The sequence below is a fragment of the Solwaraspora sp. WMMA2056 genome (assembly GCF_030345095.1).
Lineage (GTDB): Bacteria > Actinomycetota > Actinomycetes > Mycobacteriales > Micromonosporaceae > Micromonospora_E.
This window is the reverse complement of sequence record NZ_CP128360.1, coordinates 1,499,606-1,514,438: the sequence shown is the minus strand read 5'-3', so window position 1 is coordinate 1,514,438 and position 14,833 is coordinate 1,499,606. Positions and strand designations below refer to the sequence as shown.

At 71.0% G+C, this 14,833-nt stretch carries 13 protein-coding genes; 3 read left to right on the top strand and 10 right to left on the bottom strand.

All coding sequences use genetic code 11. From position 1 onward, the window contains the following. Window positions 1–26: 26 nt before the first annotated feature. The 7 genes from O7608_RS07005 to pdxH form a co-directional block, all read right to left on the bottom strand. Complete coding sequence (locus O7608_RS07005; protein ID WP_289209186.1) at window positions 27–1,979, bottom strand: arabinofuranosyltransferase; 1,953 nt, start codon at window positions 1,977–1,979, stop codon at window positions 27–29. Window positions 1,980–2,042: 63 nt separating this feature from the next. Continuing rightward, window positions 2,043–3,257, bottom strand: coding sequence for a glycosyltransferase family 2 protein (locus O7608_RS07000; RefSeq protein ID WP_289209185.1), 1,215 nt, complete (start codon window positions 3,255–3,257; stop codon window positions 2,043–2,045). 295 nt (window positions 3,258–3,552) lie between these two features. Next, the gene (locus O7608_RS06995; protein ID WP_289209184.1) at window positions 3,553–4,140 is read right to left on the bottom strand and encodes a DUF4230 domain-containing protein; all 588 of its coding nucleotides are present in this window, start codon (window positions 4,138–4,140) and stop codon (window positions 3,553–3,555) included. 305 nt (window positions 4,141–4,445) lie between these two features. Beyond that, window positions 4,446–4,757, bottom strand: coding sequence for a type II toxin-antitoxin system VapB family antitoxin (locus O7608_RS06990; protein ID WP_282224159.1), 312 nt, complete (start codon window positions 4,755–4,757; stop codon window positions 4,446–4,448). Window positions 4,758–4,946: 189 nt separating this feature from the next. Next, the gene (locus O7608_RS06985) at window positions 4,947–5,567 is read right to left on the bottom strand and encodes a nitroreductase family protein (RefSeq protein WP_289209183.1); all 621 of its coding nucleotides are present in this window, start codon (window positions 5,565–5,567) and stop codon (window positions 4,947–4,949) included. Then, window positions 5,567–6,517 carry an aldose 1-epimerase family protein gene (locus O7608_RS06980; protein ID WP_289209182.1) on the bottom strand — a complete coding sequence of 317 codons (951 nt, stop codon included), beginning with the start codon at window positions 6,515–6,517 and terminating at the stop codon, window positions 5,567–5,569. Before O7608_RS06980 ends, O7608_RS06985 begins: the two co-directional genes overlap by 1 nt. Window positions 6,518–6,602: 85 nt before the next feature. Further along, window positions 6,603–7,262 carry a pyridoxamine 5'-phosphate oxidase gene (gene pdxH, locus O7608_RS06975; protein ID WP_289209181.1) on the bottom strand — a complete coding sequence of 220 codons (660 nt, stop codon included), beginning with the start codon at window positions 7,260–7,262 and terminating at the stop codon, window positions 6,603–6,605. Between the two features lie 226 nt (window positions 7,263–7,488). On the opposite strand from pdxH, the gene O7608_RS06970 reads away from it, so the two are divergent. The 3 genes from O7608_RS06970 (at window position 7,489) to sepH (ending at window position 11,290) form a co-directional block, all read left to right on the top strand. Then, complete coding sequence (locus tag O7608_RS06970) at window positions 7,489–8,595, top strand: citrate synthase 2 (RefSeq protein WP_289209180.1); 1,107 nt, start codon at window positions 7,489–7,491, stop codon at window positions 8,593–8,595. Between the two features lie 220 nt (window positions 8,596–8,815). Next, complete coding sequence (gene serC / locus O7608_RS06965) at window positions 8,816–9,943, top strand: phosphoserine transaminase (RefSeq protein WP_289209179.1); 1,128 nt, start codon at window positions 8,816–8,818, stop codon at window positions 9,941–9,943. Window positions 9,944–10,222: 279 nt separating this feature from the next. Beyond that, window positions 10,223–11,290 (top strand): septation protein SepH, encoded by a 1,068-nt coding sequence (gene sepH, locus O7608_RS06960; RefSeq protein WP_289209178.1) that lies wholly within the window; start codon window positions 10,223–10,225, stop codon window positions 11,288–11,290. Between the two features lie 31 nt (window positions 11,291–11,321). Here the strand turns inward: sepH and O7608_RS06955 are convergent, their stop codons facing one another. From O7608_RS06955 to O7608_RS06945, 3 genes are all read right to left on the bottom strand, one after another. Beyond that, on the bottom strand, window positions 11,322–12,653 hold the full coding sequence (locus tag O7608_RS06955; protein WP_289209177.1) for an MFS transporter: 1,332 nt from the start codon (window positions 12,651–12,653) through the stop codon (window positions 11,322–11,324). A 75-nt stretch (window positions 12,654–12,728) separates the two neighbouring features. Further along, entirely contained in the window at window positions 12,729–13,160 is a 432-nt protein-coding gene (locus O7608_RS06950; RefSeq protein ID WP_289210814.1) for a MarR family winged helix-turn-helix transcriptional regulator, read from the bottom strand. 192 nt (window positions 13,161–13,352) lie between these two features. Beyond that, the gene (locus tag O7608_RS06945; RefSeq protein WP_289209176.1) at window positions 13,353–14,816 is read right to left on the bottom strand and encodes an NCS2 family permease; all 1,464 of its coding nucleotides are present in this window, start codon (window positions 14,814–14,816) and stop codon (window positions 13,353–13,355) included. Between the last annotated feature and the right edge of the window lie 17 nt (window positions 14,817–14,833).

Sequence of the window (14,833 nt, the reverse complement as noted above, 5' to 3'; positions counted from 1 at the left end):
ACCGGCGGGCGGAACCCTGGGCCCGGTCACCGCCGGACGAAGACCGCCACCTGTGCCGGCAGATCCTCGCGGACCGCCCAGTACCGCTCGTCGAACTGGGCGCGCTGGAACCGCAGATCCTCCCAGATCAGGTCGTCGCCGTCGCGGGTGAGCACGAAGACGTCGATCGGCCCGTACGCCGTGGCGGCGGACTCGGCGGCGAAGGCCGCCGGGTCCCGCTGCGCGGCCAGGGCCGTCAGCTCGGCCTTGCGCTCGTCCCAATGGGTGAGCGTGCCGCCGGCGGTACGGTCGTTGCTGAGGTACCCGGGCCACGGCAGGTAGGAGAAGAGCCGTTCGTCGACGCTCACCGTCACCCGTTCGGGGTCCGGCCCGGTGACCTCCTCGACGGCCAGGCGGACCGGCTCGACCGGGAACCAGGCCGGGCGCCCGCTGGCCGGCGCGTACCGGGGGTAGCCGCCGCCGGGCAGCGGTTCGGCGTGAGCGGCGGTCGCGTAGGACGAGCCGGACCCGTTGCTCGGCGGCATCCACGCCCCGGTGTAGGCGGTCACACCCCAGGCGAGCAGTACCGCGAGCGGTGCGCCGACCAGCCCGACCGGTGGCGCCACCCGCAGCCGACGCAGCACCAGCGGTACGACGTGCACCAGGGTCAGCACCCCGGCGATCGCCAGCACCACGCCGTACAGCCGCACGGTGTAGTGGGCGAAGGCGGTGTGCCCGGTCAGCAGGAAACGGACCATCGACAACAGTCGGTACGCGAACGCGGCCCCGGCGATCAGCAGCAGCGGAGGCGCCCACCAGGCGCGGCGCAGCAGCCACACGAGGCCGATCATGCCGACCAGTTGCAGGGCCCGCAGCAGGATGTTGCTGCCGTCGGAGGACTGGATGTCCAGGAACGGCAGCAGGCCGGAGAGGTAGTACGGCGAGGTGTACAGGTCGGAGACCAGCTGCCCACCGCCGTCGGTGAGCAGGGTCCAGCCGTACGGCAGCACGTACCAGGACGAGGTGACGGTGGCGACGAGGGCGACGCCCGCCAGCCGGCGGACGTACGCCCAGCGGTCCGGCTCCGCCCGCCACGCCAGCACGATGATCACCATCAGCCCGAGCGCGGCGTAGACCAGCCAGGCCTGGTAGAGCACGACCAGCAGACCCCCGAGCAACCCGGAGCTCAGCCAGTGCAGGCGGTTGCGCGGCGGGCGGGCGAAGGTCTCCAGCACCCAGGGGATGAAGATCACCAACGCCAGGACCTCGTACGCCTTGCGCGGGTCGGACCAGGCGAGCACCGCGACACAGGAGATCGCGAACGCGGTCCAGGCCCCCGCCTGCCGACGCCACAGCAGGAAGCCGGCCAGCAGTGACGCGGAGATGAACAGCACCTCGGCGTCGGCCAGCAACCGCCAGGCGGGCTGGTCGAGCAGCACCGAGGCCCGGCCGACCAGCCAGGCGTACAGCGGCGGGTACTCCGACGGCAGCCCGACGATGTTGGTGTCCGCGCTGGCGGTGGTGACCGTGTAGCGGGTCACCGACGCGCTCATCCGCAGCATGTCGCCGCTGAGGCCACCGAAGCCGAACGGGGTGCCGTACAGCGCGGACCGTAGCACCAGCACCAGCCAGGCACCGGCCAGTCCGGCGGCGGCACCGGCCAGGGCGTCCAGCGCCGCAGGCACCCAGCGACGGGCGACCGCCGCCGCGGCCAGCACCGCCGACACCAGCAGCAGGCCACCGGCCACCGGCAACGCGCGGCCGGCGACGGTGAACGGGTCCTTGCCGACGATGCCGGGCAGTACGAATGCCACCGGGGTGGCGAGCAGCCAGACCAGCACCGCGACGAGGCTGGGATGGCGCAGGGCCGCGCCCAGCTGTCGAGGTCCGCGCCGGGTCGCAGCCGTACGGTCGGCGGCAGCGGTGGCCACGACGCCCGGCGCAGGCCGGGCCCCGTCCGGCGCCTCGCCGAGATCGGCGGGGGTTGTCTCGACAGTCATCGTGCTCCGTCAGCTGTCGCCGTTGTCAGGTTCGGTCGCCGCGCCCGGCCCGGGCCGCCTCGCTCAGTTGGCGCTCGCGGCCAGCGTGTTCGGCGACGGGGTCTCCTGGTCGGCGACTGCGGCGGAGACCCGTCGCAGGCTGAGCAGGCTGGAGAAGAGCCCGGCGAAGATGAGTGTGGCACCCAGGCCGATCGCCGTCGAGGAGGGCAGCACCACCCGCATCGTGGCGCTCACGTCCTGGGCACCGAACCCGGTCGCGCCCCAGGTCGCGACGGCGACGATGGTACCGACGAGGCCGAGCAGGATCAGCGCGACGCCGCCGGCGGTGCAGGTCTCGAACCGGATGTAGCGACCCCAGCGATCGGCCTGCTGCAGGTTGGTGATGCCCTCGTACCTGCCGTAGATCAGCGCGAACGCCCCGAACAGCAGCAGTTGTGCGCCGACCAGCATCGCGAGACAGGTGTAGACGAGGGTGCTCACGTCGAAGCCGATGCCGGCGACGACGAGCGGGCCGAGAACGAGGGTCGCGGTGCCGATCAGGCCGAGGATGAACAGCGCCGAACCTGGCCAGATCAGCGTCTTGCGCGGCGCGAAGACCAGCAGGAAACGCAGGTGCCGCCAGCCGTCGCGCCAGGTCCGCAGGTGCGGTGGGCGGCTGCGACCGTCCGGGCTGAGCGTGGTCGGCACCTCGACGATGTCGTATCCGTTGAGCGCCGCCCGGACCACCAGCTCGGAGGCGAACTCCATGCCCGGCATGCACAGCTGCAGCTGCCGGATCCGGTCCCGGTTGAACCCCCGGATGCCGCAGTGGAAGTCGCCGACCTTCAGGTTGAACAGCCGCCGGCCGAGCCAGGAGAGCACCGGGTTGCCGAGGTAGCGGTGCAGGAACGGCATGGCTCCTGGGGCGATGCCGCCCCGGAAGCGGTTGCCCATGACGACGTCGTGACCGGAACGCAGCGCCTGAATGAACGGCTCAAGCGTGGACAGGTCATAGGAGTCGTCGGCGTCCGCCATGATCACGTATTGACCGCGGGCCTGCTCGATTCCGTTGATCAGGGCACCGCCGTAGCCGCGGATCGGGGCATGCGAGACCCGGGCGCCGGCCCGCACCGCGATCTCCTGGGATCCGTCGGTGGAACCGTTGTCGCTGACCAGCACCTCACCCTGGACGCCCAACTCGTCGAGCGCCTGGCGGGCCTTGCGGATGCAGACCTCCAGGGTCTCCGCCTCGTTGAGGCAGGGAAGCAGGACGGTGACCTCGACCTGGTCGCTGCGCACGGGTGATACCCCCGAAAACTAGTGATCCCACGATCAGGCCAGCCGCGCGACGGAAGACGGTCCAGCCGGCGCGCCGTTACGACAATGGCCTTCGGCTGCACTCTAACGTGGCCGCCATCCGACACGCGCTCGGACCCGGTGAAGAAACGCGGGCCCAGCGGATGATTCGGATCGCGGAGCCGCCACCCTTTCAGGGTGTCACCCAGTTGTGCGGAAGTTTCGCACCACGTTGGCCGATCATCGCGCAGCTCACGGCGCTACTACCGCACCAGTGACCGTCGGTCGACGTCACCACTCAGGGCGACACGAACGTTACAGTAACCGTTTCATAACCCAGAGAACGCAACAGCCCGGCCAACATCTTGCGGGTGTTGTTCTCGGCCCGCTCGGCGATCCCACTGTCCCGTGCGGCCGCCGCGATCCGCTCCTCGGCGAGCTGATACACCTGTCGCTGCCGGTTCGGGTCCCCACCGAACACCTCACCGAGTCGGTTGAGCAGACCGCGCTGTTCGGCGAAGACGTAACTGTTGGCGAGGTCCAGGTCGGCATCGGTCAACTGCGGTGCCGGCAACCGAATTTCTGCGGAAAGACCGTCTTCAGCGACAATGATCGCATCTTCGCCGATCTGCCCGAAATCAACATATGCCTCGACTGCGCCGACACCGACAAAAAGGGTACGTTCGTTGAGCAGAAAGTCCGGAACGTACCGTCGGTCCTGTTCCAGGTCCACGACGACCTGGAAGGTGCCCTCCGCCGCGACGAACCGACTCAGATCCTGGATCGACTGCAGCACCGGCGGCTGGGTGCGGTCGGTCTCCTCCTGCGCGAAGGGGTTACGCCAGCTGGGCAACATGCCGGCGGCCTGGGTGGTCAGCGCCAGCACCGCTACCAGGCCGGCAGCGACCGCCGCCCAGAACATCCCCCGGCGCCAACCGCCCGAGCGGGGCTCGGCAGGAGGTCCACCGGCGGTCTGCGGATCCGCTCCACCGCCCGAATACTCCGGAAACTCCCGGGTCGCTGCGTGGCCATCGCCGTCACGGGGCATCTGGATCACCGTCCTCACCAGACGACGGCCCACGGTCGGGTCGTCTGGGCACACCGTACGACCCCGGTACGACACGCGCATCCGCAAGCCGCCCCGCACCGGGTCAGCCGGCGACCCGGTCGCGCCGACCGGCGCGACCACGCTCAGCCGGCGAGCCGCTCGGCGGCGAGCAGGTAGACCCGGGCGTGGATCTGGTTGCGCTGCTGCAGCGCGGCCCGCAACGCCCGGTGCAGGCCGTCCTCCAGGTAGAGCGCGCCGTTCCACTGCACGACGTGCGGAAAGAGATCCCCGTAGAAGGTCGAATCCTCGGCGAGGAGCTTGTCCAGTGCCAGTTCACGCTTGGTGGTGATCAACTGATCCAGCCGTAACGGCCGGGGTGGAATCTCGGCCCACTGCTTGAGCGTCAGCCCGTGCTCCGGGTAGGGACGGCCGTCCCGCACCGCTTTGAAGATCACGACGGCGCGCTCCTCCCATGTCGCCTACCGAACGATGTGCCCACTCACAACCCCTCGCCACTGCCGCCGTCACCCGGCGCGACCCGTCGGACACCACCGGGCCGGACCGCCACCGTACGTCGGCGCGACTGCCAGACTAGCGAGTTCGTCCGACCGACCGGGCCGATCCTCGCTGTCGGCTTCACCGCACTAGGCACCCCACCGCCCCCGGTGGACCACCTCGTCGACCGGGCGTCGCCCTCGGCGCAGCGACGCCGACCGGGTGTCCGGTGCCCGGTAGCCGACGGTCACCGCGCCGATCGGGATGAAGTCCTCCGGTACGCCGAACGCCGCCCGGTAGTGGTCCGTGCGTTCCGGCGGGATTCCGAAGAAACACGCGCCCAGCCCTTCGTCGACCGCGGTCAGCAGCATCAGCAACGCGGCGAAGCCGGTGTCGATGTGCCAGTACGGCACCGGCCAGCGGGCCTCGTCCCGATCGGTCCAGCCCTTGTCCGGTTGGGCGTACCGGTCGAGATAGGCCGACCGGTTGGCGTGCGGGACGATGATCAGCGGGGCCCGGCTCATCCCGGTCAACCAGCGACTGCGCCGCACGGTGTCCGGATCCCCGGCGACCGGCGTCGTCGCCGTCCAGAACAGCTCCCGGTCGGCCGCGGTCTCCAGCACCAGGAAGCCCCAGCCCTGGGAGAACCCGGCGGACGGGGCCCGGATCGCGTGCTCCAACAGCCGCTGCACGACCTCGGGTGGGACCGGACGGTCCGGATCGTAGTTGCGCACCATCCGCCGGCGGCGGATCACCTCCCGCAGCTGCATCAGCGCGCGCCCGGCCCAGCCTCGGGGCGGATGCCCCAGCTGGCCTGCCAGGTCTCGGCCGGCGCCAGCACGATCAGGTCGCGGCCGGACCGGAACGCGTCCGGCGGGCAGGTCATCGGCTCCACCGCGATCGACCGGCGGTAGCGCGGCGGTGCGAACGTGTCGCCGCTGAACAGTTGCCACCAGCCGAAGGCCGGATCGGCCCAGATCGACACGGCCGCCGAACCGTCCGTCGTGGACAGCCGGGCCGCCGATCCGCCGGACGGATCGCGGTCCAGGTCGCCGAAGGCGGTGTCCAGCACGGTGGCGCCGACCCGCCGACCGGCGGTGAAGTCGAACTCGCTGCCGGCCACCTTCGCCGTACCGATCGGCAGCAACCGGCCGTCGACCAGGACCCGACTGCGGGCCGGCAACCGCACGACGGTGTCGTCGGCGTCGGTGTCCGGCAACCGCAGGTACGGATGGACCCCGAGGCCGAACGGTGCCGGCTCGGCACTCGCGTTGGTCGCCTGGTGGGTCACCCGCAGGCCGTCCGCGCCGACCTGCCACCTGGTACGCAGCACCAACGTCCACGGGTACCCGGGTGTGGCGGGCAGCGTCACTCCGACCACCACCTCGTCGGCCGCCTTGGACACCAGCTGCCAGGGCAACCAGCAGACCAGGCCGTGCAGAGCGGTGTGCCGGGATGGCTCCGACAGGTGCAACTGCCGGTCGACGCCGTCGAAGGTGTAGCGGCCGTCCCGGATCCGGTTCGGCCAGGGGATCAGCACCTGGCCGGCGCCGCCCACGCAGAGCTCGTCCTCGGCGTAGGAGTCGACGTAGTCGAATCCACCGGCCCGGTAGGCCCGCAGGCCGCCACCCACCTCGACCACGACGGCCTCGTGTCCGTGTGCCGTGATCGTCCACTGCGCTCCGGACGGTGGGCCCGGACGTGCATCGACGTTGTCCATGCGGCGACGATAACGGGTCGATCCACGCACCGTCGCACCCGCGACCCCATGATCCACAACAGCTAAGCGTAAATTAAAGGTCGCTCTACGGCGCGAGCCGCTCGATCGACCAGCCGCCGGTCGGCTCCCGACGGTAGCGGAACCGGTCGTGCAGTCGACCGGCCCGGCCCTGCCAGAACTCGACCGTCCCGGGCACCACCCGGAACCCGCCCCAATGTGGCGGCGGGGGCACCGCCGACGGTCCGGGAAACCGACGGTCCGCTTCGACCAGACCAGCCTCGACCGCCGCGCGGTCCGCCACCACCTGCGACTGCGGGCTGGCCCACGCTCCCAGTTGGGAGCCGCGCGGCCGGGTCGCGAAGTACGCCTCGGTCTGCTCCCGGGGCACCTGGACCACCGATCCGCACACCTCGACCTGCCGCGACATCGGGTACCAGGGAAACAGCAGACTCGCCGCGGGATTGGCGACGAGCTGCCCACCCTTTCGGGACCGGTAGTTCGTGAAGAAGATCAGTCCGGTCTCGTCGTACCCTTTCAGCAGCACCGTCCGGGTACTCGGCCGGCCATCGGCGTCCGCCGTCGCGAGCACCATCGCGTTCGGCTCGGCGATTCCGGCCGCGACCGCCTCGGCGAACCAGCGTGCGAACTGGGTGTGCCAGTCGGCGGCGAGAACGCTGCGACGCAGCTCGGGAGCGTCGCGGTAGTCCCGACGCATCGGGGCCGGTCGTGGTGTGTCTCCCGTCACGTCGCTCTCCTGGTCTAGGGCTACCCCGGCACTCGAACCTAGGCTGGTTACCCACCGGACACGAGGCCGAGCCACCACATCACCGAAACGGCACGGCCGGACACCAGACAGGCAACAACGCGGGCACCATAAAGGCAACACGTACGTAGCAGCCGTCAGGGCCGCCTGAAGCAGTTCTACCGGGCGTTCGGGCCGGACCACCAAAATCCCCACCCAGGAGAGCCATATGTCCGACTTCAAGCCAGGACTCGAAGGTGTGATCGCATTCGAGACGGAGATCGCCGAACCTGACAAAGAAGGCGGTGCGCTGCGGTACCGCGGGGTCGACATCGAAGACCTGATCGGACAGGTCTCCTTCGGCAACGTCTGGGCGCTGCTGGTCGACGGCCGGTTCGGGCCGGGTCTGCCGCCGGCCGAGCCGTTCCCGGTGCCGGTGCACTCCGGCGACATCCGGGTCGACGTGCAGTCCGCGGTCGCCATGCTCGCCCCGTACTGGGGGTTGTCGCAGCTGCTGGACATCTCCGACGAGCAGGCCCGCGCGGACCTGGCCCGGGTGTCGGTCACCGCGTTGTCGTTCGTCGCCCAGTCGGCACGCGGGCTCGGGCTGCCGGCCGTGCCGCAGAAGGAGATCGACAAGGCGCAGACCATCGTCGAACGCTTCATGCGCCGGTGGCGGGGCGAGCCGGATCCACGGCACGTCAAGGCGGTCGACGCGTACTTCATCTCCGCCGCCGAGCACGGCATGAACGCCTCCACCTTCACCGCCCGGGTCGTCGCCTCCACCGGGGCCGACGCCGCCGCCTGCATCTCGTCGGGCATCGGCGCGCTCTCCGGGCCGCTGCACGGCGGCGCGCCGTCGCGGGTGCTGCACATGATCGAGGGCGTGGAGCGCAGCGGCGACGCCGAGGCGTACGTCAAGGGCGTGCTCGACCGCGGCGAACGGCTGATGGGCTTCGGACACCGGGTGTACCGGGCGGAGGACCCCCGCGCCCGGGTGCTGCGACGCACCGCCAAGGAGCTGGGCGCGCCCCGCTACGAGGTGGCCGAGGCACTGGAGAAGGCCGCCCTGGAGGAGCTGCACAACCGCAAGCCGGACCGGGTGCTGGCCACCAACGTCGAGTTCTGGTCGGCGGTGGTGCTCGACTTCGCCGAGGTGCCGGCGCACATGTTCACCTCAATGTTCACCTGCGCCCGGATGGGCGGCTGGAGCGCGCACATCCTGGAGCAGAAGCGGCTCAAGCGGCTGGTCCGCCCGTCGGCGCGCTACGTCGGCCCGGCCCCGCGCAAGCCGCACGACGTCGCCGGTTGGGACGCCGTACCGCACGACGTCTGACCCACGCACGCTGCCCGGTCAGCCGCACGCACGACGCTGCCCGGTCGGCCGGCGCTCCTCGGCCGGCGCTCCTCGGCCGGCCCCACGTCCCGAGGCCCGGACGACGGGCCCGGGATGTGGGGCACGCCTCAGTCGCAGGCGTGAGACCACGCCCCGGGCCCGGTGCCCCGGGTGCGAGGATGGGAGACCCATAGCGCACCCGGAAGGACTTCTGGTAACCGTGGCTGACGTTGCGACCATCCGCATCCCCGACGAGATCAAGCCCGCCGACGGCCGGTTCGGCTGCGGCCCGTCGAAGGTCCGTCCGGCGGCCGTCTCCGCGCTCGCCGAGGTCGCGACCAGCTACCTGGGCACCTCGCACCGGCAGAAGACGGTCCGCGACGAGGTGGCCCGGCTGCGCCGGGGCATCGCCGAGTTCTTCGCCCTGCCCGAGGGTTACGAGGTGATCCTCGGCAACGGCGGCACCACCGCGTTCTGGGAGGTCGCCACGTTCGGCCTGGTCCGCGACCGGGCGCAGTTCGCCAGCTTCGGCGAGTTCGGGGCGAAGTTCGCCAAGGCGGTACGCGACGCGCCGTTCCTCGGCGAGCCGACGGTCCACAAGGCCGACCCGGGCTCGGCACCCGCGCTGGTCGCCGAGGCGGGGGTGGACGTCTACGCCACCCCGCACAACGAGACCTCGACCGGCGTGGCGGTGCCGATCCGGCGGGTGGCTGGCGCCGACGACGGCGCCCTGATGCTGATCGACGCCACGTCCGGTGCCGGCGGGCTGGAGGTCGACCCGGCCGAGACCGACGTCTACTACTTCGCCCCGCAGAAGTGCTTCGGCTCCGACGGCGGGATCTGGCTGGCCCTGATGTCCCCGGCCGCGCTGGAGCGGGCCGCCCAGGTCAAGGCGTCGGGCCGGTACATCCCGGCGTTCCTGGACCTGGTCACCGCGATCGACAACTCACGGCTGGAGCAGACCTACAACACCCCGGCGCTGGCAACGATCTTCCTGGCCGCCGAACAGACCGACTGGATGAACGCCCAGGGTGGGCTGGCCTGGGCGGCGAAACGGACGGCGGAGAGCGCGGCGGCGGTCTACGGCTGGGCGGAGCGTTCGACGGTGGCGACGCCGTTCGTCACCGACCCGGCGCTGCGCTCGAACGTGGTCGCGACGATCGACTTCGCCGACGGGGTGGATGCTTCGGCGATCGCCAAGGCGCTGCGCGCCAACGGCATCGTGGACACCGAGCCGTACCGCAAGCTCGGCCGCAACCAGCTGCGGGTGGCGCTGTTCCCGGCGGTCGACCCGGCCGACGTCGAGGCGCTGACCGCCTGCGTCGACTACGTCATCGAGCGGCTCTGAGCGAAATCGGGTGACACGGTCGGTTCAGTCACTGATTGTGGCTGAACCGACCGATTTGCCGTATAATCTGGTCGGCGGTCTCACCATCCGTGATCGCCGGTCCTCGATCACTGTCGACCACCCGACTCGCCGGCCGGAGCGGATCCGGGCAGCTCACTCGACATGCCCGGCGTGGCCTACTCCCATCGGGTGACTTATCGGCGTACCGTGTGCCTGAGGACGCCGGGGGGCGAGGTCGGCCTACGGCGTGGGGCAGCTCGGCGGGACGGAGGCAACGCGATGCGCCCAGTACGCTTCGTCGCCCTCTCCGAGGACGGACAGGCCCTGGTCCTCGCTGACGAGGTCGGCCGACTGCTCGCCCTGCCCATCGACGACCGGGTCTCCACCGCCGTACAGGCCGATCCCGGCACCAGCCCCGCCACGCTGGCGGTCGCCGGCGCGCCGGGTGACCCGAAGCCGTCGCTGTCGCCGCGGGACATCCAGGCCCGGATCCGGGCCGGCGAGTCCGCCGACGACGTCGCCCGCATCGCCGGGGTACCGGTCGACCGGGTCCTGCGGTACGCCGGCCCGGTGCTGCAGGAGCGGGCGATGCTCGCCCAGCACGCCCGCCGGACCCGGCTGAAGAACTCCGAGAAGGGCGCCCCGCTGGCCGAGGTCGTGGACGGGCGACTGGCCCAGCACGGCATCGACGCGGAGAAGATCTCCTGGGACGCGTACCGGCGTGACGACGGCACCTGGCGGATCATCGCCACCTGGCCGTCCGGCAAGGCCACCGCCCAGGCCATCTGGGAGCTCGACAAGAGCCGTCAGGTGATCTCACCGCACGACGACATGGCGCAGTACCTCTGCACCGAGCGGCCCACTCAGATCCTCGGCCAGGAGCCGACGGCGGAGCGTGGCGGGCACGCCCTGCCCGGGCCGTCCCGGGGTGAGCTGGGTCGCGGGCACGCGTTGCCCGCCGCCCCCGGCGACCAGCCCCGGCCCTCCCGGGACCCGATCCGCGCCGGGCGGGACGCGCTGCTCGCGTCGCTGGACCGTCCGCTGGGTTCGGCGGCCGGTCGCGGTCTGGAGCCGGCGGCCAACGCCGAGACGCCCCGGCAGCGGCCGGTGGCCGGCGGCGCGGCCGCGTTGCTCGGCGGCGGTGCCGGGTCGGCCTTCGACGACGACGCCGACGCGCCCAAGGAGGTCCCAGCCGTGCCGTCGCTGGCGGTGCTGCGGCCCCGTCGTGCCGCCACCGGCACCGGCGGTGAGACCCCAGCCGATGGCACCGGCAAGCCCCGCAAGCGGCTGCCCAGCTGGGACGACGTGCTGTTCGGCAGCGGCCCGGCCGACCGCGCCAGCTCCTGACCCCCCCCGCCCGTCGCCGACGATCTTGCAGTTATCGTTGGACAAACTCGACATTTCCTCGCGATAACTGCAAGATCGTCGCGGGTGGGGCGGGGAGGACGTAGAACCTCGGCAGTGGCGCCCAGCGCAGCCGCAGCCGACCGCCGGTACGACGTAGCTGCCACAGCAGCGCGGCGGCGGCGGTCAGGAACGACAGGGCACCGCCGAGCCAGATACTCGCCCCGGCGCCTAGGTGCTCGGCGACCCAGCCGATGGCCGGAGCACCGACCGGGTTGGTGCCCAGGAAGACCAGCACCCACAGCGCCATCACCCGGCCGCGGAACGCGGCGTCGACGCCGAGCTGGACCCGCTGGTTGGACGCCTGCGCGAAGTAGACCATGAAGAATCCGGTCGGCACCAGCAACGCCACCACCAGCCAGTACGTCGGTGCCAGCCCAACCATGGTGGCGAGGCCGGCGAAGGCCAGCGCGCTGCCGAGCACCACGTAGACCGACGGGCGGCCACGCCGGCCGCTGGCGGCGAGCGCGCCGGCCAACGCGCCGGTGGCCAACGCGGTGGTGAACAGACCGAACGACGCCGCCCCGGTGTCGAACACCGTCTTGGCCAACGCGGCGAGGGTGATCTGGAAGTTGAACAGCAGCAGCCCCATGACGGCCATCAGACCCATCGGCAGCATCAGGTCGGGCCGGCGGGCGACGTAGCGCAGCCCGTCGGCGACCTTTGCGCTGTCGCGGGCCCCGCCGACGGGCAGGTCGGCACGGTACAGCTCGCTGGCGCGCATCTGGATCAGGCCCACCAGCGGGGCGGCCGACGCGATCGCGCTGATCAGGAAGACCGGGCCGACGTCGAACGCGGCGATCGCCAGGCCGGCGACGGCCGGGCCGACGATCCGCGCGGTGTTGAACGTCGCCGAGGACAGGCCGAGGGCGTTGGGCAGCAGCGGGGTGCCGACCAGCTCGGAGACGAAGGCCTGCCGGACCGGGGTCTCCAGGGCGTTGCCGACGCCGAGCAGTCCGGCGAAGACGAACACGTGCCACAGTTGCACGGCGCCGGTCAGCACCAGCACGCTCATGCCGAGGGCGAGCACGAACCACATCGCGTTCGCGACGAACAGCAGCATCCGCTTGTCGTAGCGGTCGGCGAGCCGGCCGAAGACCAGGGTGAACAGCAGCACCGGGGTGAACTGCAGGGCGACGACGACGCCGAGCGCGGTGGCGGAGTCGTCGGACAGTTGCAGGACGAGCCAGTCCTGCGCGATGAACATCATCCACACGCCGATCAGCTTGATCAGCTGACCGGTGGCGAAGATCCGGTAGTTCCGGACCCGCAGGGACTGGAAAGTGGTGGTCAGTTTCGCCCGCACTCGGGGTGCGCCTCCTCGGATCGTACGCGTCATCCACGTGGGACGAAGCGGACCCGGTGGCCGACGAGCGGCGCGTCAGCCGCGCGACACCTGCTGCAGGATCTCCGCGGCCTGGCGCAACGTGTCGCGTTGGTCGGGGCTCAGCGCGTCGAGCCGGCTGGCCAACCACTCGTCACGTATCCGCTCGAACGCGGCGAGCACCTCGCGGCCCGATTCGGTGGCCGACAGGATCACCTGCCGACCGTCGGTCGGGTGCGGGGTACGCCTGACCAGTCCGCGCTCTTCGAGCTTCGCGACGATCTTGGTCATCGTCGGCGGCTGGACCCGCTCGATCTCGGACAGCTCCCGCGGGGTCAGCGCACCAGCCAGTTGCAGGCTGGTGAGCGCGGAGAGCTGGGTGACCGTCAGGTCGCCGACCGGGCGGGCCTGTCGGACCCGTCGGTTGAGTCGGGTGATGGCGTCGCGCAACGACACGGCCAGTTGCGCGGCTGAGACCTGCTCTCCCATCACCGCCCACTCCGTCACGTTCGTTAGCCTAACTAACGAACCACTGATCGCCCAGCCGTTATGACCACCGTCACCGGCGGCCCCCAGGGTACCGCCGGTGCCGGGGCCCGGGCGGGCCCCGGCTGGTCAGCCGATCAGCGAGCAGGCCGGCCCGGCCGGTCAGCCGGTCCCCGAGCAGGCCGGCCCGGGCGGTCAGCCGATCAGCAGCTCCAACGGGTGACGCAGGAAGTAGAGGGTGAACAGCACGGCCACCCCGTACAGCAGCGGGTGCACCGCCGCCGCGCGGCCCTTCACCAGCTTGATCAGTACGAAGGTGATCACCCCGGCACCGATGCCGTTGGAGATCGAGTAGGTGAACGGCATCAGCACGATCGTCAGGAACGCCGGGATGGCGATCTCGTAGTCGGTCCAGTCGATGGTGCGCACCGCGGTCAGCATCAGGAACCCGACCACCACCAGCGCGGTCGACGCCGCCTCGAACGGCACCACCTCGACCAGCGGCGACAGGAAGACCGCGAGCAGGAACAACCCGCCGGTGACCAGGTTGGCCACCCCGGTGCGGGCACCCTCCGCGACCCCGGCGGCACTTTCGATGTACGAGGTGTTGCTCGACGTACTGGCCATGCCGCCCGCCGCCGCGGCGATTGAGTCGACGACCAGGATCTCCTTGGTCCTCGGCGGCATCCCCTCGTCGTCGAGCAGACCGCCTTCCTGGCCGACGGCCACCATGGTGCCCATCGTGTCGAAGAAGTCGGTCAGCAGCAGCGTGAAGACGAACATCAGGGCTACCAGCCAGGTCGCCGACTCCCAGGCACCGAGCACGCTGAAGTTGCCCAGCAGCGACAGGTCCGGCATCCCGAAGACCTGGTCCGGCAGGCTCGGCACGGTCAACGCCCAGCCGCCGGGCCGGCCGTCCGGGCCACCGGCCGGGCCGAATCGGCCGATCGCCTCGACGACGATCGCCAGCACCGTGGAGCCGAGGATGCCGATCAGGATCGCGCCGCGTACCTTGCGGACCACCAGCACCAGGGTGAGCAGCAGGCCGAGCACGAAGACGAACGCCGGCCAGGTGGCGATCATGCCGTTGACGCCCAGGCCGAGCGGCGGCGACGCGGTGCCGCCGGTGACGAACCCGGCGTTGACGAAGCCGATCAGCGCCAGGAAGAGTCCGATGCCGACCCCGATCGCGGTCTTGAGCTGGGTCGGTACCGCCCGGAAGACGGCGGTACGCAGCCCGGTCAGCACCAGCACCAGGATGATCACGCCTTCGATGACCACCAGCCCCATGGCGTCGGCCCAGGTCATCTGCGGCGCGATCTCGAAGGCGACCAGGGCGTTCACGCCGAGACCGGCGGCCAGCGCCAACGGGAACCGGGCGACCACCCCCATCAGCAGGGTCATCAATCCGGCGACCAGGGCGGTCGCCGCAGCGATCGCCGGGATCGCCAACGCGGCCCCGTCGCCGTCCACGGCGCTGCCCAGGATCAACGGGTTGAGCACCACGATGTAGGCCATCGTGAAGAAGGTGGCCAGCCCGCCGCGTACCTCCCGGCCCGGGGTCGAGCCCCGGGCGGTGATCTCGAAGAACCGGTCGAACGCGTTACGCGGGGTGCGGTCCGGGGTCGGCCCGGTCGTCTCCGCCGGTACTGTCGCCATGGGTCCTCACAGCTGAT